General features: G+C 61.2%; 26 protein-coding genes and 1 pseudogene. 4 read left to right on the forward strand and 23 right to left on the reverse strand.

All coding sequences use genetic code 11. The annotated features are described in order from the left end of the window. The 7 genes from JQ558_RS00725 to JQ558_RS00755 all read right to left on the reverse strand — a co-directional run bounded on the left by JQ558_RS00725 (position 1) and on the right by JQ558_RS00755 (position 3,798). The gene (locus tag JQ558_RS00725) at positions 1–513 is read right to left on the reverse strand and encodes a S26 family signal peptidase (protein WP_212292548.1); all 513 of its coding nucleotides are present in this window, start codon (positions 511–513) and stop codon (positions 1–3) included. Next, a complete protein-coding gene (locus JQ558_RS00730; RefSeq protein ID WP_212292549.1) occupies positions 510–974 on the reverse strand; it encodes a DUF2840 domain-containing protein in 465 nt (154 codons plus the stop codon). The genes JQ558_RS00725 and JQ558_RS00730 overlap by 4 nt, the downstream gene beginning before the upstream one ends. Before the next feature lie 301 nt (positions 975–1,275). Continuing rightward, positions 1,276–2,157: a replication initiator protein A gene (locus tag JQ558_RS00735; protein ID WP_212292550.1), complete on the reverse strand. Its 882-nt coding sequence runs from the start codon at positions 2,155–2,157 to the stop codon at positions 1,276–1,278. A gap of 21 nt (positions 2,158–2,178) precedes the next feature. Next, positions 2,179–2,460 carry an AlpA family transcriptional regulator gene (locus JQ558_RS00740; RefSeq protein ID WP_212292551.1) on the reverse strand — a complete coding sequence of 94 codons (282 nt, stop codon included), beginning with the start codon at positions 2,458–2,460 and terminating at the stop codon, positions 2,179–2,181. A gap of 130 nt (positions 2,461–2,590) precedes the next feature. Further along, positions 2,591–3,088 carry a DUF2285 domain-containing protein gene (locus JQ558_RS00745; protein ID WP_212292552.1) on the reverse strand — a complete coding sequence of 166 codons (498 nt, stop codon included), beginning with the start codon at positions 3,086–3,088 and terminating at the stop codon, positions 2,591–2,593. A 79-nt stretch (positions 3,089–3,167) separates the two neighbouring features. Next, positions 3,168–3,362, reverse strand: a complete 195-nt coding sequence (locus tag JQ558_RS00750) for a transcriptional regulator domain-containing protein (protein WP_212292553.1) — start codon at positions 3,360–3,362, stop codon at positions 3,168–3,170. Positions 3,363–3,525: 163 nt separating this feature from the next. After that, positions 3,526–3,798 carry a DUF2285 domain-containing protein gene (locus tag JQ558_RS00755; RefSeq protein WP_212292554.1) on the reverse strand — a complete coding sequence of 91 codons (273 nt, stop codon included), beginning with the start codon at positions 3,796–3,798 and terminating at the stop codon, positions 3,526–3,528. A 108-nt stretch (positions 3,799–3,906) separates the two neighbouring features. Between JQ558_RS00755 and JQ558_RS00760 the strand changes: the two genes are divergently transcribed. Then, positions 3,907–4,188, forward strand: a complete 282-nt coding sequence (locus JQ558_RS00760) for a helix-turn-helix domain-containing protein (protein ID WP_212292555.1) — start codon at positions 3,907–3,909, stop codon at positions 4,186–4,188. A gap of 168 nt (positions 4,189–4,356) precedes the next feature. Here the strand turns inward: JQ558_RS00760 and JQ558_RS00765 are convergent, their stop codons facing one another. From JQ558_RS00765 to JQ558_RS00775, 3 genes are all read right to left on the reverse strand, one after another. Continuing rightward, complete coding sequence (locus JQ558_RS00765) at positions 4,357–5,553, reverse strand: DUF932 domain-containing protein (RefSeq protein WP_409410474.1); 1,197 nt, start codon at positions 5,551–5,553, stop codon at positions 4,357–4,359. 390 nt (positions 5,554–5,943) lie between these two features. Continuing rightward, positions 5,944–6,255, reverse strand: a complete 312-nt coding sequence (locus JQ558_RS00770) for a DUF736 domain-containing protein (RefSeq protein WP_212292556.1) — start codon at positions 6,253–6,255, stop codon at positions 5,944–5,946. A 788-nt stretch (positions 6,256–7,043) separates the two neighbouring features. Continuing rightward, on the reverse strand, positions 7,044–8,855 hold the full coding sequence (locus JQ558_RS00775; protein ID WP_212292557.1) for a ParB N-terminal domain-containing protein: 1,812 nt from the start codon (positions 8,853–8,855) through the stop codon (positions 7,044–7,046). 665 nt (positions 8,856–9,520) lie between these two features. On the opposite strand from JQ558_RS00775, the gene JQ558_RS00780 reads away from it, so the two are divergent. Together JQ558_RS00780 and JQ558_RS00785 are read left to right on the forward strand one after the other, a co-directional pair. Next, complete coding sequence (locus tag JQ558_RS00780) at positions 9,521–9,784, forward strand: hypothetical protein (protein ID WP_212292868.1); 264 nt, start codon at positions 9,521–9,523, stop codon at positions 9,782–9,784. A gap of 171 nt (positions 9,785–9,955) precedes the next feature. Further along, positions 9,956–10,129, forward strand: coding sequence for a hypothetical protein (locus tag JQ558_RS00785; RefSeq protein ID WP_212292558.1), 174 nt, complete (start codon positions 9,956–9,958; stop codon positions 10,127–10,129). 314 nt (positions 10,130–10,443) lie between these two features. Here JQ558_RS00785 and JQ558_RS00790 read toward each other — a convergent pair whose 3' ends face one another. The 9 genes from JQ558_RS00790 to JQ558_RS00830 form a co-directional block, all read right to left on the reverse strand. Then, on the reverse strand, positions 10,444–10,623 hold the full coding sequence (locus tag JQ558_RS00790) for a hypothetical protein (RefSeq protein ID WP_212292559.1): 180 nt from the start codon (positions 10,621–10,623) through the stop codon (positions 10,444–10,446). A 2-nt stretch (positions 10,624–10,625) separates the two neighbouring features. Continuing rightward, a complete protein-coding gene (locus tag JQ558_RS00795; RefSeq protein ID WP_212292560.1) occupies positions 10,626–10,853 on the reverse strand; it encodes a hypothetical protein in 228 nt (75 codons plus the stop codon). Between the two features lie 217 nt (positions 10,854–11,070). Next, positions 11,071–11,223, reverse strand: coding sequence for a hypothetical protein (locus JQ558_RS00800; protein ID WP_212292561.1), 153 nt, complete (start codon positions 11,221–11,223; stop codon positions 11,071–11,073). A gap of 25 nt (positions 11,224–11,248) precedes the next feature. Continuing rightward, positions 11,249–12,154: a non-homologous end-joining DNA ligase gene (gene ligD, locus JQ558_RS00805; RefSeq protein WP_312014934.1), complete on the reverse strand. Its 906-nt coding sequence runs from the start codon at positions 12,152–12,154 to the stop codon at positions 11,249–11,251. Positions 12,155–12,228: 74 nt separating this feature from the next. Continuing rightward, positions 12,229–13,197, reverse strand: a complete 969-nt coding sequence (rpoH, locus tag JQ558_RS00810) for an RNA polymerase sigma factor RpoH (RefSeq protein ID WP_212292562.1) — start codon at positions 13,195–13,197, stop codon at positions 12,229–12,231. Between the two features lie 52 nt (positions 13,198–13,249). Then, complete coding sequence (locus tag JQ558_RS00815; RefSeq protein ID WP_212292563.1) at positions 13,250–13,402, reverse strand: hypothetical protein; 153 nt, start codon at positions 13,400–13,402, stop codon at positions 13,250–13,252. A gap of 232 nt (positions 13,403–13,634) precedes the next feature. After that, entirely contained in the window at positions 13,635–13,958 is a 324-nt protein-coding gene (locus JQ558_RS00820; RefSeq protein ID WP_212292564.1) for a hypothetical protein, read from the reverse strand. A gap of 72 nt (positions 13,959–14,030) precedes the next feature. Beyond that, positions 14,031–14,477, reverse strand: a complete 447-nt coding sequence (hspD, locus tag JQ558_RS00825) for a small heat shock protein HspD (protein ID WP_014492184.1) — start codon at positions 14,475–14,477, stop codon at positions 14,031–14,033. Positions 14,478–15,043: 566 nt separating this feature from the next. Further along, positions 15,044–15,658 carry a cell envelope biogenesis protein TolA gene (locus tag JQ558_RS00830; protein ID WP_212292565.1) on the reverse strand — a complete coding sequence of 205 codons (615 nt, stop codon included), beginning with the start codon at positions 15,656–15,658 and terminating at the stop codon, positions 15,044–15,046. A gap of 145 nt (positions 15,659–15,803) precedes the next feature. On the opposite strand from JQ558_RS00830, the pseudogene ligD (JQ558_RS00835) reads away from it, so the two are divergent. Continuing rightward, positions 15,804–16,752 (forward strand): annotated as a pseudogene (gene ligD, locus JQ558_RS00835) (non-homologous end-joining DNA ligase). A gap of 22 nt (positions 16,753–16,774) precedes the next feature. On the opposite strand, the gene JQ558_RS00840 reads toward ligD (JQ558_RS00835), so the two are convergent. The 4 genes from JQ558_RS00840 to JQ558_RS00855 all read right to left on the reverse strand — a co-directional run bounded on the left by JQ558_RS00840 (position 16,775) and on the right by JQ558_RS00855 (position 18,740). Continuing rightward, a complete protein-coding gene (locus JQ558_RS00840) occupies positions 16,775–17,239 on the reverse strand; it encodes a metallophosphoesterase family protein (RefSeq protein ID WP_212292566.1) in 465 nt (154 codons plus the stop codon). After that, positions 17,236–17,739: an NUDIX domain-containing protein gene (locus JQ558_RS00845; protein ID WP_212292567.1), complete on the reverse strand. Its 504-nt coding sequence runs from the start codon at positions 17,737–17,739 to the stop codon at positions 17,236–17,238. Before JQ558_RS00845 ends, JQ558_RS00840 begins: the two co-directional genes overlap by 4 nt. 61 nt (positions 17,740–17,800) lie before the next feature. Further along, positions 17,801–18,463 carry an HAD family hydrolase gene (locus tag JQ558_RS00850; RefSeq protein WP_249142262.1) on the reverse strand — a complete coding sequence of 221 codons (663 nt, stop codon included), beginning with the start codon at positions 18,461–18,463 and terminating at the stop codon, positions 17,801–17,803. Between the two features lies 1 nt (position 18,464). Then, positions 18,465–18,740, reverse strand: coding sequence for a hypothetical protein (locus tag JQ558_RS00855; protein WP_249142263.1), 276 nt, complete (start codon positions 18,738–18,740; stop codon positions 18,465–18,467). Between the last annotated feature and the right edge of the window lie 64 nt (positions 18,741–18,804).

Genomic DNA, 18,804 nt, shown 5'->3' on the forward strand with positions numbered 1-18,804 from the left:
TTAATTCTCCCAGGTCCAGACAGGGAGCGCGCGGCCGATGATGGCCGATGCCGGCAAGAACCCGAAATAGCGGCCATCCAGCGAGCTGGTAGACTGCCAGTTCATGACAAAGAGTTCGCCCTCGCCGACGACGTGGCAGCCCTGCCATTTCGGCAGCGGACGGCCGCGGCCATCGCGCTCTCGCGCCTCGCCCACTTCAATCGCATCCACCGAAACGGCGAGTCCGCTTCTGCAGACGGTCTGCCCTGGAAGCGCCAGCACGCGCTTGAGCATAAGCACCCCCGCCGGCAGATAACCGTTCAGGTCGAGGAAGGTCGCAAGCGGCTCCGGCGGCTGAGCGGCGACCAGTTCTGTGACGAAGAGGTCATCCGCCGGCTGTAAGCGATAGAGGCCAATCGGCACGCTCTCAGATGCATTCCAGACGTATAGCGGTGTCGTTTCGAGAACCGTCGGCGCGATGAGGGCGGCCGTCCCCACAAGCATTGCCGTCAACGTCTTCAGGCGTCTGGTCATCGCATGACCCTCTGCCGGTGAAGCCACGCCTGGTGGCGCGCTTTCGTGTAGAGACGCGGGTTCTCATTGACGGACAGTCGGTTATGAACGTGATGCCAATAGTCGGGTGCTGCGTCTGCCGGATTGATGTCCAATGCTTCGACAGCATCGATCAGCTGGAGCGCCCGTTCGACCTTGGGCCAGCCAGACAGCCGCAGAAGGATTTCACCACCCGGTTTCACATAGGGCACGGTCGAGCAGCGTTGTCCGGGTGCGACCGCTCGCAGAATGTCGATCCGCGAGATCGCCGTTCCGAAGTCGTTCGACGTCCAGCGAACGAATGCGAAGATGCTGCCTGGCGCAAATGACATCAGCCGCCGGCGACGATCGAGGGTTTTTTCCTCGACAGCACGGCCGAAGCGAATGCGGTTCTCGATTCGCTGCTCGAGCCAAAGGAGCTCGACTTCGGTCAAATCGCTCATGAGACGCTCCGGGCTTGAGAGATGTTTCGATTGTCTGGCTGGAGCGCGATGGCGACGGAGCATCGTCGCCGTCGTGGACAGCGACACGAGGCGGGACATGCAGATCGCTGTTGGTCGTCGTCCCCCGCTACGCGAACGGCGCGGTGCGTTAGAAGAAATCCAAAGGATTTCCGGTTAGAAGAGTTACGGCGACTGGAAAGCGCCGGGGAACAGGGACTTAGGTCCGATTTCGGTCCCCGATAGCACGAGGATCCGGTCCCCGATGGCACGAGGGTTGTGGTCCCCGATAGCACGAGCTGATTCACAGGTTTTCTCCCGATTGTGGAATGAGTCCGCGCCTGCGAAGCCTCGCCGTGAAGGGATCAACAGGAATGGGCGCGAAGTTCAGACGTTCGGCACCGTTCGGGGCGCGCGTGAGCACCAGTTGATAGCCGGGCAATGTCTGCCGCCCGACGATCTGCCGCACGTCGTATGCAAAATGCTTTAGCGGCGAGAGGCTGCCGGACTTGGCATGGAGGTGCACAAGATCGAAACTCCAACCGCCCTCCTGCCGGCCGCCATGCTTGCGCACGAGACGGTAAAGCCAGCGCTCAAGTCCGCCCGTCAGGTCGAAATATTTGCGATCAATGGTGAGCACGAGCGCGTCATCGATCACGCCGGCGTAGAACCAATCGGGGAGAATCAATTCGAGCCCGAACGGGCGTCCGTTTGCGTCCGCCGTCTCCTTCCATTCGTTGATCCAGGAGAATCGATGACGCCGCCGCTCGGTCGGCTGGCGGATCGAAGTCAGCACGGTCGTCGACTGCAACCTGTCGAGACCGGCTTTCAATCGGTGGTAATCGCGTGCGCTGGTGCCACGACCGACGAATGTCAGAATTTCGTACGGCGTTGCAGCCATCAGTCGCGAAGTCTTCAAGCCAGCGTCTCGCGCTTCGACGATCTGCGACGCAGCCCAGATCAGCACGTCGGCGTCCCAGATGGTCGCCATGCCGTGCTCCGGCACAGCCTCGACGCGAATGGCTATCGCGCCAGCACGAAAATCGATGGGAACGACCCGTTTGGTCTTTGCGAGCGAAAAGAACGGATAGGCCATCAGATCCTGCGCGTCGCGCGGCGCCAAATCGCCGGGCAACGCGCGAAAGAGCTCAAGCTGATCGCGCTCGGACAGGTATTTGCGCCGCATCGCCGTTGTCCTTCCTGGCGATCAGCGGCGTTCCTGGCCCGCATAAGGGCGCAGGTTCGGATGTTTTTTGGCGGGCAGTACCGTGCCCTTGCCGGGATCAGAGGTCGATGTCTTGGCACCGAGATCGGCCCACGATTTCAGATCATCCAGCGCGTAGACGACCCGGCCGCCGATCTTCCGATAGGTCGGCCCGGTGCCGTAGGTACGGTGCTTTTCGAGGGTGCGGCCGGAGAGGCCCAGATATCGCGCAGCCTCTGGCGTGCGCAGGAATCGCGGGGGTAAGCCGGCCAACGGATCGGACATTTGAGAACTCTGTGCTGACGACGCGTACCGGCGGTGGCGCCGGCGGATGTGCGGTCATCGTGGAGGAGCAGGCCCTCGCAGGGGGATGCCGATGATCAAGGGGTAGCTTTTCGATACCCCCAAAGAGGCACTACTTGTCATTGCGCCAGGCCCGTAGAAGGTCGCGATAGCCGCCGCGCATCAATGCAAGGCCGGTTTGCACGAGACGGATGGTTCGGTTGCGCAAATCATGGGTTTTCCACGCGCGATCCGGGATACGCTCCTTGCCGAACAACACCTCGGCAATTGATCGGTAAGTACCGCCAAAATTGCGGGCATCGAGCGCGCGAATAGCAGCGCTCAGCCGCTCGCGTCTCTGTTTTGACAGTTCATGAAACGCGGGCCCCGGTGCACGCCCATTCATTGCACGCCACAGCCGCCGGGCAGCATACGCGCGTGCGTCGAAGTCGCCGTCGAACGGCAACTCTGCAACGTAGCTGGCCCCGATTGCTGGCGGTTCTTTGAGCCAGACCCGATGCTCTACGGCGCCGACGCGAAGGATCGCGTGCCATCCATCGGAGGCACGCCGGACCTCGCCTGCCGCAAGGTCGAGTAGTGGCTGAGACGTATCCCCGTTAGAGGACGACATGGTCCCTGCGACTGGAATGACAGTCGGCAGAACCTCGGGCGCCCAAAAAACGTTCTGCTCGCCGCTGGAGCCTTGCGGGTCATGCGCGAAAGCAGATGCCCCACCTCCTCCTGAATTCCGGCGTTACCTCGCCGTCCGGACTGTTGGCGATCATCGCTTCGTAGTCGCGTCGATAATCCGCATTGCGACGAAGACACTCCCAGGCGATGTCCGTGATGTCAGCATTTTGCAGGCTCTTGTAAGACTCCGGCGACCGCCAGTCGAACTCAGGCATTGCTTCCGCCCCATTCACAAAGCTAACGAGGATTGCGGCGCAATAATTCTGATCGACTGGGTTGTAGGAAGGCCCTAATTTGGCACCACGTGGTGCATGCGGTCGACCACCACTCGGCTGGAGAAAATTGTATTCACGGGGGAATATCGTCGGAAAATTTCTTCTAATTCTGGCCAGAACCGCGCAACAGACGTCCCTGCTCGGTAACCCACTTAGCGCGTTTCAAATGACTCAGATATGCATTTCGCGCACGATCAGGCTCGCGCACCGGATCGATATGCAGGATGATTCGTGCGACTTCCCGCCAATCGGCCCCCTCGTTTTCCGCTTGTAGAAGGCGCGCATAAGTCAGGACGTGCTGCTCGTCATAGGTCGTCAGCACCGAATCGGTTGGTGCGACATCTGCGACGTCGGGATCCACAGGTGGTCTAATCATGCAGCACGGCACTTCATTGAAGTCTAAGCCTGACTTGTGGACCAAACTATACAAATAGATTGGTTATAGCCAGTGGTTTGATGGCCTACCTAATGGCTGCCTTTGCGCATGAAAGCACGTGCGCTTGTGGCTTGGAACGTCCGCCGGATTCGCGTCGATCGTGGCATTCCGCAAGAGCAATTGGCATATGATGCGGGAATAGATCGTTCATACATGAGTGGCCTTGAACGGCAATCGGAGAATCCGACCATCGATCTGCTCGATCGACTGGCCGAAACGCTGGGTGTTCAATTGTCGGAATTCTTCGTTCAGCCGCCTAGAGGAGCGGCGACGCCCAAGACATTACCCAAGGGTCGCAAGCCGATCCGATTGAATCGCAAGCAGAAGTAACCGTTTCGGGCTCTTGGTGCCTCTCTCTTCGCGAGCCGGGCCGTAGGCCCGGCGAGCGCCGGACGCGGCCACGCGTCATCGCCGCCGATCCGGCTTCCGGATCGGCGCCAATGCTGGCCCACTGGTGGAAGCGGCCGCGCAACCGCTATCGATCGCGCGGCCTATCGGTCAGATGGCGTGCTCCATCAAGCGCTTGGCCTTGCCTTCCAGTTCAAGCCTCGCATCCTGATAAGATTTGGAACGGGCAAGCGCCGTGATCCCCTGGACAAAATCAAACACGCTTTCCGGCTTGCGGTTTTCCTCGCCCAATACGGTCTCGATGACCTTCGTCGTCTCCGACCTGGAGAACCCGCCCCTGCGAAGGAAGCTTTCCCGGTCCTCGTCGGTACGGGCCACAATCCGTTCCCGAGCCGCCTTGATCCCGGCGACGAATGGCGCAGGCGAAGAATTGGCAAAGCTCGTCAGGGCTGGCGCGGCCTCGTGCGCGAAGCGTTGGGCGGCGAATTTAGAATGCCGGATCGTGATCTGCTCGAAATTCTCCACGCCCCACAGATTGCGGTTCATGCAGACGGCGCGCAGATAGAAACTCGCAATCCCAAGCGTCTTGCTGCCAACCTCGCTATTCCAGCAATAAAATCCCCGGAAATACAAATCCGGTGATCCGTCCGGCAAGCGCCCCGCCTCAATCGGGTTGGTGTCGTCAACCAGAAACAGGAACACATCGCGGTCGCTGGCGTAGAGCGTGGTGGTGTCCTTGGTCACGTCCACAAAGGGATTATGGGTCATGGTGGCCCAATCCAGCACACCCGGCACCTTCCAACGCGTGTCGCCCGTCCCATTCCCTGCAATCTTCATCACGGCCGCGACAAGCTCGTGATCCCAGATACGGCCGTAGTCAGGCCCGGTGACAGCACGAAGCTCGACGCGACCGTTATCGGCTTCCAAGGTTTTCACCAATTCGGCGCGATGCGTCAGCAGACCATGTTGCAGATTGATGCCCGAGAGCGTTCCGGGGAGTTGCCGCAGATACGAAGTTGGCGCGCCGACAAGGGTACACAACTGTCCAAAGCTCCAATGGGTCGGGGCCACCGGCTCGTCTCTTCCCGACACCACCAATGCCAACCGCTCGGGATTGTCACGGCTTGCGTCCACCCTGATGGCCCGGCTCTCCACCGTCCGCGCTTGCGCGTGCTCGGCGCGGCTGCGGACAGCATCGTACAAGTCAGGCAAGCTCAGATATCGCTCGTCATCGGGCCGCGAAAACCATTCCGACGACACGCGGCCGACGCGCTGGCCGCGCGATATGTCCACGCGAAAGCCGCCGGAAACAGGCTGCTCATTCTGGGTCAGGGTCATCAGGGTCATTGATCTTTCTCCTTATGGGGCTGGGTTAAAGCGCAGCGCTGCGCTGCAACCCTGCCCGTCGGCGAGACCGGGGTAGCAAGGGCAAGGGCAAGGGCGGCCGGAGTGGAGGGGGATCACCCGCCCAAGGGGGCGCGCGGCACGCGCGCGTCTGCACGCGCCTGGTGCTCATTGCTTCATGCAAATTCTGCGACCAGCGCGGAAGACCGGGGAGACCACTCCGGCCGGCGCCGGCTTCGGCGCTTCACCCTTGCGCGCGCGAGGGCGGAGCCCTTAGCGACTATTATGCGAACAAGGAGGCCGAAGGCCTTCTCCCCCTCGTTCTGCGCGTTGTGGTCATGAGCGCAGCAAAACCCCGCCTCCGAAGAGGCGGGGTGCGTCGATCCGGTTGGATCAGTCGCCGTTGCGGCGGGACCAGATCAGCGTGAAGCCGTCGTCGCCCTCACCCTTCACCAGCGAAGCGTAGATCGGGGCCGGGAAGCTCGGATCGTCGAGCTTGACCGAGAGATATTCGCGGTCGCTGTTCTGCGCGGTCTTCTTCCAGGCGGCGCCGAATTCGGTGGCGCCGGCGAAGATGCGATAGTCGGGCGCCTTGTCGTTGTCCTTCTCGGTTGCGACGAACTTGGCCTTGACGTTGAGCGTGAGCGTCTTGACCGAACCGGTGTAGCCGTTGTCCGCTGCGGTGAAGGTTCCGATGGTAGCCATGGTGGTCTCCGTTCTGTTGTCGGGCCGCGACCATCGCAGCCTCGATGGCGGTCCTTGGCCCGGGGAGCGATCGGCCCGCAGCCTTCGGGCCCGCAGCGCAGCGGAGGACGGCGGCGGACGGCTTTTTTGCCTCGCGAGGAATGCCGCCTCTTGGCGGCAGGGGAAAAAAGCCGGCTAAGCCGTTGCGGGAAGGCGATCGAGGCGAAGCCGCCCCTCGGGCCTGATCCGTCCATTCGAGGTTGCGTGAGGAGTGCGCCCATCAAACAGACCGATGGAGACCACCATGACTGCCGTCATCGTCACCGCACAAGGATATGGCATCACCGGTCGCACAAAGACTTGCGCTTGCGCATCAACGAAAGGCGAAGGCGTGACCCAACGAACGATGGCGCATGATTTCGCATCGCGGTGCAGCCGACCGTGCCGCCCTCACTCAGACCCCCGCGGAGTCCAATTGTGATCTCGATGTCAGAGATGACCGATAGAACCCCGGTTTAGGCCTCGCTGGTGAAGGGGGAGGGCGACGACAGCTTCACGCTGATCTGGTCCCGCCGCAACGGCGACTGATCCAACCGGTTCGACGCAACGTGCCATCCTTCGGGTGGGTTCACAGGAGCTGACCGCAACGCGCCCTGCCTACCGGCTTTAGGCTCTCCTATGAAATGCACCCGATCAAGGCTGGGTTGAGCATCATGAGGTGGGCCGCGCGCCCGAAGGCGCGCGGCCGAAAATTTCGACAGTCGCACGATGACAAGCCGGGACCGCGTTGACGGTCCCGGCCATACCGATCACTCGGCGGCGTCGGCATAAGCGTTTGCGGGTGCTTCCGCAGCAGCATCCGTCTGCGATTGCTCTACGCACTCTTGCGCGGTTTTCGGTGTCCGCATCATCGCAGGCAGCCAATCCGTCGCGGCCAGCAGCTGCTCGGCGGCTTCTGCCATGTCCGGCTTCTTCATGTCGGCCATGCGGTCGGCCGCTTCGTGACTGACGCCTTCCCGCACGGCCTCCAGGATGCGCTCCTTGGTAATGCGCCCGAAGTAGGTCCGCACGGTCGGCCGCCAGTAGCCGGTCATCTCAAGCGAGACAGCTTCCGCCAGTCGGTCGGCTGTGGCCTGCGCCCGTGGTTTCCGCTCCCAAGGCAATTTGACCGCGTTGACCGTCAGTGCGACGCAATGCGCGAGCAACACCATACGGCTGTCGTGATCAAGATCGGATACGAACGTCCACAGGCTGGTCACGTCACGGGGCATTTGCCTTGCCCAATTGGCATGACGATCCGCCCATGCCTTGCCAGCCGGGGTATCCTCGATCCCGTCCGCATGAGACGCCAGCACTGTGTTGACCGGACGAATCTCGACAACTTGCGCCTCTGCCCCGAGATAGAAGATTTGCGCCGCGAGTGCATGGGTGACGGCCACCACGGCGACGTCCGGCTGTTCGCTCAGATTGAGCCGCAGCCCCAAGGTGCGATGGGCGGTGAGGTCGCGAACAAGGATATCCGACAATGGACTGTCGGTTTCTTCCTCGTCCGTGGACTGATCCACCTCCCCTTCTCCCTCCTCGCCTGAACGGCCCTCACTGCTGTCGGCGTCGGCGCTCTCCGAAGCATCGCCCGCATGCTCGGCTTCGCCTTGGGGCTTTTCATCCTCGGTTCGGATGAAGCCGCGTTCGATCCGCACGGTGCCATCATGGTTGAGGATGACGAATGCTCCGCCCCGCGCGATGTAGTCCGGGTCATAGGCCTGTCGCTTCGCTTCCAGCCGCTCGATTTCGGCCTCAAGCTCGCCAAACCGCGCGTCCACCTCGTCAGGAAGTTCCTCGGCCGTCTCGTTCTGCTCGGTCAGGCTGTTGAATTCGGCCTGCGCAGCATCAAGGGCGGCCTGATCTTCCACTGAGAGCTCCACCGGATGCGGGTACGTCCGGCGCAAACCATGGGCGTGCGGAAAGTCGAGATGGGCCTGCGTCCATTTCCAGCCCTCGGCCTCTCGCAGGGCATCTGCGGCTCGTCCTAGTTTTCCGGCCACCAACAGATCGAGCAGCGCCACGTCCTCGAAATAGCCGCCGCGATCTTCGGTGAATAAATCACGCAGGATCGTGCCGCCCGCCTCCGTGTAGGCCTCCGCACCGACAAAGATCGCCCGGCGATCGGATGCTGCCACATGTGTCTCCGTCAACAGGCGGCGGATGGTGCTGGCATCACGGTTGTACGACAATCGCTCGTACACCGCTTCCTGCCGGGCATGATCCTCCGCAATCGCAAAGGCCATCAACTGGTCCAGCGCCAGATCGCCGTCGCGGTAGACTTGTATCAGCCTGGGCGAGACCGCGCCCAAGCGCAGGCGCTGCCGCACCACATGCGGCGTCACACCGAACCGGGCAACGAAATAGAAGCCAGTAGCCGCACCCTCCGTGTCCAGCTCCGGCTCGACGACAAGGTTCTGCAGGATACCCTTCGCGGCGATGCTGGCCGCATAGGCCTCAATCGACGCCTCGCTGTGCGGCGTCTTGCGTGCGTTCCTGGGGGATTTCTTGAGCTTGTTGAGCGGAATGAAACTCTCGGTCCCGCTCACTGCTGCGATTTCAACGTTCTTGGCAGTCATGATCAATCTCCTTTGAGGGCATGGGTGCAGCGCGCACCGCGCGCCTGCAGCCCTGCCCGTCGGCGAGACCGGGGTAGCAAGGGCAAGGGCGGGCGGGGCGGAGGGGGATCACCCGGCCTGCACAAGCGGATTCACATGGTGGAAGCTGTCCGGTCTTGGCCTCCGCGCGGAAGGTCGGGGAGACCGCTCCGGCCGGTCCCGGATCTTCCGGGACTTCACCCTTGCCCGCGCGAGGGCGGAGCCCTTAGCACTCAACAGAAAGAGGCACCCGCAGGAGGGTCAGCATAGCGCCGACGCGATAGCGGCGGGACCCGGGACCGAGTGCAGTCGCGAGACCGGTTAAAAAGGCACCCGAACGAAGGGCAGTGATAGCGACGCCGGCATGAAATGACGGCGGGACCGAGGGTGAGTGCCTCCGGCGAGCGAGACATTATCGCGCGAGGGATCGAAGCCGGGTGGCCGAGACGTTTTAAGGCTCGGTTCACGAGAGCCCGGTGCGGCACTTGCCGCACGCGCCCAACCGAAAAGCCAGGAAGACCAAGTTCAGGGACTGGGTGTCGGCGTGTCAATGATACCGCGAGTTCCCACCATTGCGAATCCCAGCCATGTGTTATCGGCCGGAACGAATGACGGACAAAACGATTCGCCGTTCAGGAGCCATTTCCATGCTGATGACACGTGAACGAAGGCCGGCGATACGGACGATGCGCGGATGGGCGATTGACGTGCTTCAAAACGCTGGCGCCATCCGGGAGTGCGAGGAGCACGGTTGGATGCAGGACCGCGCCGATCCGCATGCATGGGAGCGAGCAATCGATATCGCCCGTGAAGACCCGCCAGCAGGGGTCTCTCCTGATGCAGCGGCGGCCGAGGTTCGCGGCGTCCTGAACTCGATCGGTGATACCTGCCTCGAATGTCCTCCTGATTAGAAGGACCGGCGCCGAGCATGATGCTACTATTCCTCGATGGGCGCCAAAGAGAGACGCAAGGAAGGAGAGAGGTGGAAGCATCCCGAGACCGAGATGCGAGCGGCCTGGCGGCCGCCTCCGAATAGGGAACTCACGAGTGGTTCGGAAATTGATGTTCTTTGGAGGCACCAAATGGCAATCAACAAACCGACCGGCGACAACGCCCGTAAGGGCGCCGTGAAGAAGCGCACCCAGCTCAAGAACCCGCTGACCAAGACAGCGACCAAGCGCAACAAGACGGGCGGGCAGTTCATGGCCGTCAAGAAAAGCGCCAAGAAGTTTAAGGGTGTCCGCAAGGAGAAGTGATGGGCCGGTTCTTCATCGGAATCATCATGATCAGCGTTCTCATTCTACTGGGGATGTATCTGCACGTGGTTGCCCTGTAGGATTCTTGAGCCCCTCGGCGCGCACGCATTGGCAAGGCATTCCCGCGCCACACTGGCATCCACTCTCTTTGGACCATGCCTTGTCAGGGTGGTTCTCACAGACGAAACCTATCCCCAGGCAGATCGGACAGTCAGAATCCATGTAGCCTCATACTAACGCGCGGCCCCTGCTCCAGATGTCGCAGGTATACCGCGCGCCCACGACGGCCATCTTGGGGGGCCAGGCCGCCAATCCTATTCTTTGTTTTCACGGGCCAGACGTTCCGCCTTCAGTCGTTCAAAATTCGACCGGAACGCGTCATCCACCTTCTTTCGGGCGGTGAGGTTCTGCTCCGCATCCCAACGGGCTTTCTCTTTCTTGGCCACGCGCTCTTCTTTGGTGGGCTGCTGCTTGTCTTTGTAGACGTATTCCATACCTAGCCCCACCTAACGAGCTGCAGATGGTTTGGCTGTTTACGGTAGCTTTCGATCGCGCGGTTTGACAGCATAAGGGCCCGCCGCTCGCCCTTAAGCATCTGCGATTGAACATTCCTGAGAAGGAATTCAGCGGTTTGCTGCTGGTCGGCAAGCTCGCCTATTCCCTCCAGGTAATCCCAGGCGATTTGAAGCGAGTTTTCGATAAGGGTTGGAAGCGATTCGGTCATAAAACAGGAACGCCGCCCAGGCCTTAACGTTCCTTTTTGCTCAGCCCCTTGAATGAGCTTTGCCGCAGCAGCCCTTCCGAGGTGATATCCCGGTACTAATATCTGCCATAAACACCGGGTCTACCCACGTCGCCTTCGGTTTTCTTCACCTGCCTGGTGAGCTTGGACTTCGGGCTCACGACCGTACCAAGCTGCTTGCGGATTCAGCTTGAGACCGTCAATCACTCAGAACCTTTTCGCGCATTTCAGCCTCGTAATGCTTGGCCTTTTCTATAAGCGCATCGCGAACCTTCCCCGGCGCCAGCAAGGCGACCTGTTTCCGGGCTTCGCGGGCGCATTCAGCGGGTGTGTCTTGAGTTTTATTGTCCATGGTGCACCTCCCACCTAAAACACTTTCAGGAACCGCTCGTTCCCTTGGACAGGCCTTTGAACGAGCTGGCCCGGAGGAGGCCCTCAGACGTGATATCGCGATACTCGATACTGGCAGTAAAAACAGGCTCCACCCACGTTGCTTTAGGCTTCTTGAGCGGCTTACTAAGTTTGCTCCTTGGACTCACGACGGTGTCGAGTGCCTTGCGGATTTGGCTTGAGGTGGTGCGATTCCAGCCTGTTCCGACCTTACCCATGTAGACGAGCTCTTTGCCTTCCTTCTTCCCGAGATAAAGAGCGGCAACACCGCTAGGATCCTTGACGAATCCAACGACCGGAAATTTCCCCGTCTGGACGGTTTTGATTTTCACCCAGGCCTCAGTGCGCTCCGATCGATATGGCGCATCCGCGCGTTTGGAGATGATGCCTTCCCAGCCAAGCTTCGCGGCATGCTCAAACATCTCCTGGCCGTCGCCGGTCAGATGCTCGCTGTAGAGCACCGGCATGCCGACATCATTCTCCCCCATAAGGTCGACCAACATCTGCTTGCGTTCGATCTGGGGCAGCTTCCTTAGGTCGCCATCTCGCCAGAGCAGGTCGAAGGCGTAGTAGACCAGCCGATCTTGCCCGCCCGCGGCGAGTTCGGCCTGGAGTTCGGAGAAGTTGGTCCGGCCTTCATGAACCACGACCACCTCACCATCAATGATGGCCTGGCCGGAGATATCGAAGGCGCCGGCGATGGTGGAAAACCGTCTGGTCCAATCGAGGCCGTTCCGCGTAAACACGCGCTTCTTTCCCCCGTTGACATGAAGCTGGACGCGGTAGCCGTCGTATTTGATTTCGTGAATCCACTGCCGGCCCTGGGGAGCCTTGCTCTTCAGGGTCGCAAGCTGGGGCTTAATGAACCCCGGCATCTCCAAACGGTTTGCCACAAACGCAACTCACAAAAAGCCCGCCGTTAGAGGACCAACGACGGGCAGTCTACTCACGCTTTTCCCACGAATCTTTAACGCCTAAGGGACATCGCTGTTCCCCGACTTCCGCCAATTGGCGGCAAGCTCTTCGGAGTACTGCTTGGCCGCGCATCTGGTCGCTGTTCCAGAGGGCGGTCCCTCGTCGGGCAGGCGCGAACGGCAGCCCGAACTTTTTCATATGCGCGAATTTCGATCTGCCGCACCCGCTCGCGTGAAATGCCGTATCGTGTCGCTAGCTCCTCGAGCCTGACTGCCGGTTCGGACAGGAACCGGGCTTGAAATATGCAGCGCTCGCGCGTGTTGAGGACTTCCATGGCCTCCGCCAGCGCCTGACGCCGGTGGTTGGCTTCCTCCTGATCGGCGTACATGGCTTCGGGACTAGGTGCCGGGTCGACGAGCCAGTCCTGCACTTCGCCGGCCTCGTCTGCATGCACCAAGGTGTTGAGTGACACGTCACCGCCAAGGCGGCGGTTCATTTCAACGACATCGTTCTCCTGCACGCCGAGCCTCTGGGCGATCGTGGCGGTGTGCTCCGGGCGGAGATCGCCATCCTCAAGCGCCGAGATTTCCGCTTTTGTCCTGCGAAGCTTGAAGAACAGCTTCTTCTGGGCGGCGCTGGATCCCATTTTTACCAGCGACCACGAACGCAGGATGTATTCCTGTATCGAAGCCTTGATCCACCACATCGCATAGGTCGCAAGCCGGAAGCCGCGCTCCGGCTCGAAGCGCTTCACGGCCTGCATGAGGCCCACGTTTCCCTCAGAAATGATGTCCGCAATCGGCAGCCCGTAGCCCCGATATCGCATGGCTATTTTGGCGACGAGCCGTAGATGGCTGGTGACAAGATGATATGCTGCTTCGCGTTCGCCATGCTCGCGCCAGCGCTTCGCATAGGCCGACTCCTGGTCCGGCTGCAACATGGGAAACTTGCGGATTTCCGTAAGATAATGCGTCAAGCCGCCGTCCGGCGACAGCATTGGAACAGATGCAGTGCCTCCCATTGCCCAACTCCTGGTCTCGACAGATCATATCGTATGACATCCCGACGCTACGCTAGTTGATGGATGACGTTACGACCAAAGGCGGTGGCGCGTAGATTTCCGGTGGATCGGGCCGCATCACAAGGTAGAGTTCGCCCGCTACCAGCATGACGGCAGCGATCCCTACGGCAAACATGCCCAGCACCAGATCGTACGGGTCATCCATCGCTTTCGAAATCTTGCGGTTCTATTCGAACCTAACGGCATCCGCAGCACGACGAGCGCGCCTGATGGTAACAGGGATGTCTCGCGGACCGTTGGACTGCACATGGCGTAAACGGACCGACCTACCCCTCTGGCTCCATGACTTCGCGTCTTGCTGCAGCCGGTTCGCCCAGCGGTGCTCCAGACGGTCGATCACGTGACGAGGTAAACGGATATCGTCCATGCGTACCTCCTCAAGCTGCCAGCGCCCGCGCCGTCGAGAACCGGCGCTTTGGCGTGCCACCAGGCGGGTTGCGCGGGCCACCATCGAGTTCACATAAGGCCTCGAGGATGGCGTCAATGCTTACAGGCGCCTTCAGTCCTTCCGGAGCCCGCAACGCGGGACATGAGGCGATTGCTGAAGCGTCGGAAGCCCAGGAAGCAAGGATCGCCCGCTTCTCGGCCAGCGTCAGGTCCGGATGCGATACCACCTCCTTGGGATGCTCGAAGACGGTGCCGGGGTGCAGCAGCGCCTGGAAGTCGAAAACGTTGTCGTGGATGGCGGTCGTCGGCCGCATGTTTTCCTCCATTCTAAGACGAGTGTGGGCGGCAGCCCGACACAACGAGGCCGGGCCGCCGAGGGTATTCGCTCAAGCCGCCTTGGCTTCGATCTGGTGGACGTTGCTGCCGTTGATGGCGATCCGCCGCGGCTTCATGGCCTCGGGGATTTCCCGGACCAGTTCGATCTTCAGCAGCCCGTTGTCGAACGAGGCGCTCTTGACCTGGACGTAGTCGGCCAAGTTGAACTGCCGCTTGAAGTGCCGGGTCGAGATGCCGCGGTACAGGAACTCGCGCTCGGCTTTTTCGGGCTTGTTGCCTTCGATCGTCACGACGTTCTGCTCGGCCGTGATCGAAATTTCGTCGGGCGAGAAGCCGGCCACTGCCAGCGAGATTTGGTAGCTGTCTTCGCCGAGCCGTTCGATGTTGTAGGGCGGATAGTTGTCCTCGGTCGCGCGCTGGGCGGATTCCGCGAGGTCGAAGAGGCGGTCGAAACCGATGGTCGAACGCCAAAGGGGAGAGAAGTCGTAACTGCGCATAGCCAGATCCTCCAAAGAGCAAAATGGGTACGAGCGGCACCGGACACGACCGGTGCCCGTCTCTGGTTTCCCGGGCCCATCAGGCGCCCAGGAGCCATCTTGCGATGGCGACTGAAAAATAAAAAAACCGGATTTTGGTTTCAAGGGGTGCCTGAAAATTTTTCAGCCTGGCCATAGGTGGCTTGGTTAACGATTTTCCACGCCGCCGCCTGCCGCCCTTGGGGCCTACGTCGACCGGGGACCGGTCAGCAGAAAACCCTCGCCGGCGGGACGGAGAATGGAGATGCCGCGATTTTATCTGCGCGAGCGCACATCTATGAACAGCGGGGGTTGCGCCTTTGGCTATCCGCTACAGGCGCCCTACTCAAACGGCGGGCGGTAGTCCAACGAGTCAAAGACGTTGCCGCGATATGTACCGAGACCTTATCACCCACCGGCGGGCCGGTGCTGCGTCGCCGCCGGCCCTGCGGCGTTCAGAAGCTTGGAGAACGCTGTGACCAGCTGCGCTCTTGCAAACGGTTTTTGCAGAAGGATGCTGTACGCTCTCCGCCACTAAGAGCCGTTGACTAGCCCCGCGCGCGCCGCAGCGCAGCTTGCAATCGCTCCTTCTCCTTATGCCAGCGGGCTACCTCGGTTTGTGATCTCTGCTCGAGAGCCTCGAGCTCGGCCTGGATGGCGGCGGCCCGCCTCGCGTGCTCCTGCTCGGCCTTCTCCAACGCAGCCTGCGCCTTGTCGACCGCCTGTTGACGGCGTTCACGGTCCTTCTGCCTGGTGGCCTCTTCGCTCGCTCGTTCGCGCTCACGCCGCTTCTGCTCCTTTTCGAAGGCGAGAGCGGCCTTTCGCTCCGCAGCCTTGTCGACGGGGCTAGAGGAAGGTTGCTTCGCTCGACTGCCTTTCGACTTGCGGGCGGCCTTCCTTGGCCCGGAGCCGCCTAGATTGGTGGGCAGCTTAGCATGCTCACCGAAGGATCCTTCGGATCCGACGGGGCGCCGGAGCACAACGCCCGGTTTCGCCATGGCCGCGGCGATGACGTCCGGATCGTCACTTTCCTTCGCCGCGCCCTGATGGAAGAGATTGCTATCCGCCCCCCACGCTTCCAGAGCCGCTTTCATCGACGGCGCCGCGATCGCCAGATCGTAGAAGCCCAGCGAAGTCTGGTAGGTTTTTAGTTTCCTGGCCATCGGCCTGAGCCACCCTTCCCGATCGATCGTCAATGTCGCGCACGCCACGGCGCCCGCGGAACACGACGCGGCCTCGAAGCGTTCCCTTCATCCTTGAAGGACTTCCATGCAGTTCGCAACGCGCCCTTAAAAGGATTGCCCTCGAATGAGCCGGACATCGACCCTGCCCAAGCGCCTGCAGCCGATGCTCGCTACGCTCACCGACGCGCCGTTCGACGATCCCGGCTGGGTTTTTGAGGACAAGTACGACGGCTTCCGGATGATCGCAGAAATCCGCCGGGGCAAGGTTGCGCTCTACAGCCGCAATGGCAAGATCATCAGCCGCAACTATATGGAAGTCGCCAAAGCGCTGGAGGGCGTGAAGGGGCGACGCCGTGATCGATGGCGAACTCGTCGCGATCGGAAAGGACGGCGTCTCGCATTTCCAGCTGCTTCAAAACGCGCTGCGCCATGAAGCGAAGCTGCTGTATTGCGCCTTCGATCTCATGTTTGAGAACGCAGTGGACTTGCGCAAGCAACCTCTCCTCGAACGCAAGAAGAGGCTGAAGGCGATTCTACCGCGCGACAAGCTGGTCGCCTTCAGCGCTCACCGCAAAGGGGATGGTACCAAATTCTTTGCCGAGGCAGAGCGGAAGGGTTTGGAAGGCGTCATGGCGAAGCGCGCCGACAGCGCGTATACGTCCGGAAGCCGGACCCCGGATTGGCTGAAGATCAAGACGGCAAAGCGGCAGGAAGTGGTGATCGCCGGCTTCACGGCGCCCAGGCGCACCAGGCCGTTCTTCGGCGCCCTGGTCCTCGCCGTGCGGGAAGGCGCCGCATGGCGCTACATCGGACATGTCGGCACCGGCTTCAGCCATAAGGTCCTGGAAGACCTCCATGCCAAGCTCGTGAAGCTGACGGCTCCGAAATCGCCCTTTCCTGCCAAGGTGAAGGACGAGGCCGTAACGACCTGGGTCAGGCCGTCGCTGGTTGCCTAGGTCAAATTCGCGGAGTGGACGGCCAAGGGCGAACTGCGCCAGCCCGTCTACCTCGGACTGAGGTCCGACAAGCGGGCGAAGGATGTCGTGCGCGAACGAGAACGTTCGCGCAAATAGCGATCCCTTCGCGGCGGTGCGTTCAGTTGCCGCCAAGGTCGTGAATTTCCGGTCGTAGGCCCTCGGTCGTGACTTCGAGCGTCGCGAGCGTGATCGGCAGCTTGAAACGCCGCGGTCCCGCGCTGCCGGGATTGAGGTAGAGAACGCCGCCCACCGTATCGATCTTCGGTACATGGGAATGCCCGGAGACGATCACATCGATGCCGGCGCCGGGGTCGACCTGCAGCGTCTTCAGGTCGTGGAGAACGTAGATCGACTTTCCCGCCAGGCGCACGAGTTTCGTATCGGGGTATTCGTGGGCCCACTCGCCGTTGTCCACGTTTCCACGGATGGCAGTAACGGGCGCGATGCGGCGAAGCGCGTCGACGATCTCGGGACGCCCGATGTCGCCGGCGTGAACGATGTGGTCGACGCCCGCCAGGCGCTGTTCCGCCTCGGGTCTCAACAGGCCATGCGTGTCCGAAATGATTCCAATCTTGAACGTCATTTCCCGGCGCTCTTGCCCGCGATCGCCAAAAGACGATCGAGAAGCTCCACTTGCCCGGAGAGCATCTTCGTTCGTGCGAACTCAATATCAAACCATTCTGCGCGGTCGACTTCAGGAAATTTCTCTCGCCGTCCGCTTCGGGGCGGCCATTCGATATCGAACGTATTGCTCGCCAGTGCCGCGGGGTCAAAATGGCCCTCACCGGTGAATGCGATGACGCGTTTCCCTCCTCGCTGGCGAACCTCCCCTAAGGCCTGCAGCCGGCCAATCGAGGCGCTGCTGCCGAGCTCCTCGGCAAACTCACGTCGCGCGGCCTGCTCTGGATCTTCCGCGGCATCGATTTCACCCTTCGGGATGGACCAGGCGCCGTCGTCCTTCTTGCGCCAGAACGGGCCGCCGGGGTGAACGAGCAGAACCTCGAGCCCGTGAGCGCCTTGCCGGTAGGCCAGAATGCCGGCGCTCAACGTCGATCGCTTGGAAGTCTTTGTCAGCGCTGCCATATCGCTTCTAATTCGCAAATCGAGGGCTGAGCAAGGGTGCAGGATCTGAGGCACGACGACGCTACTTGCGCAGCAACGAACGTTCGAAAAGAGCTAGTAGCGCAGCAGGCCCCTGATACACCTCGACGCATCCGGCTTGCCTCAGCGAACTCTCAGCAAACCCGCCGCAAAGCACGCCGATGGTCGCAATGCCAGCCTTCCCCGCTGCCTCCGCATCGTAGGGCGTATCACCGATCGCGACGGCGTCGGCGCCTTCGATCTTGAGCTTCTTGAGCACGATCTCGAAGATGTCCGGTGCGGGTTTGGATTCTTCTACATCGTCCGAAGACGTTTTCAGGTCCACCAGGTCGGTGATGCCTGCGATGTCGAGATACTGGTCGACTTCATCCTTCTTCGCCGAGGACGCAGCGGCGATCTGAAGTCCGGCGTCGCGCACGCGTCGTAGCAGGTCCGGAACCGCCGAGAAGGTACGCACAAGCGGCAGATACTCGGTCTTGAAACGATTGCCGCGCCATTCTTCCAGTTCTTTGCCGTAGTCCCGTTGTTCGTCAGCCGATAGGAAGACCGGAATGAGCTTGTCTCCCCCCTTGCCTATCTGGCCTCTCACCTGCTCGAAGTTCACGTCGTGGCCGAACTTGAGCAGAGCTTCTTGCCATGCCAGCGCGTGAAGATCCACCGAGTCCAGAAGCGTGCCGTCCAGATCAAAAATAGCGGCTTTTGGCAACTTACAGTCCTCCACGGTTGGAGCGAGCTAGTTTTGCGTACCAGTCGGCATAAAGCGTGTTCTTCGCCATGTGCCGGTTAAGATCCGGCGAGCCGTCGTCCCACCATACCGGGCCACGCTCACCGAGCGCCCGCTTGACTTCGTCCACGGCCTTATGCGCGGCGCCTTCAGCTTCGTGGTCGGCTTTCTTCTTGGCATCGCGCACCGCCCGCCGGGCCGCCATCAGCCGGCCAACCAGATCGGCTCTCTCGGCGTCGTCGAGACCGGGATTCGCCATCCGCCAGAGCCTACCGCGGACGACGAAGTAGCGACCGTCCGGCGTCACCGGGTGCTTCACGATC

The sequence above is a fragment of the Bradyrhizobium sp. AUGA SZCCT0160 genome (assembly GCF_018130105.1).
Classification (GTDB): domain Bacteria; phylum Pseudomonadota; class Alphaproteobacteria; order Rhizobiales; family Xanthobacteraceae; genus Bradyrhizobium.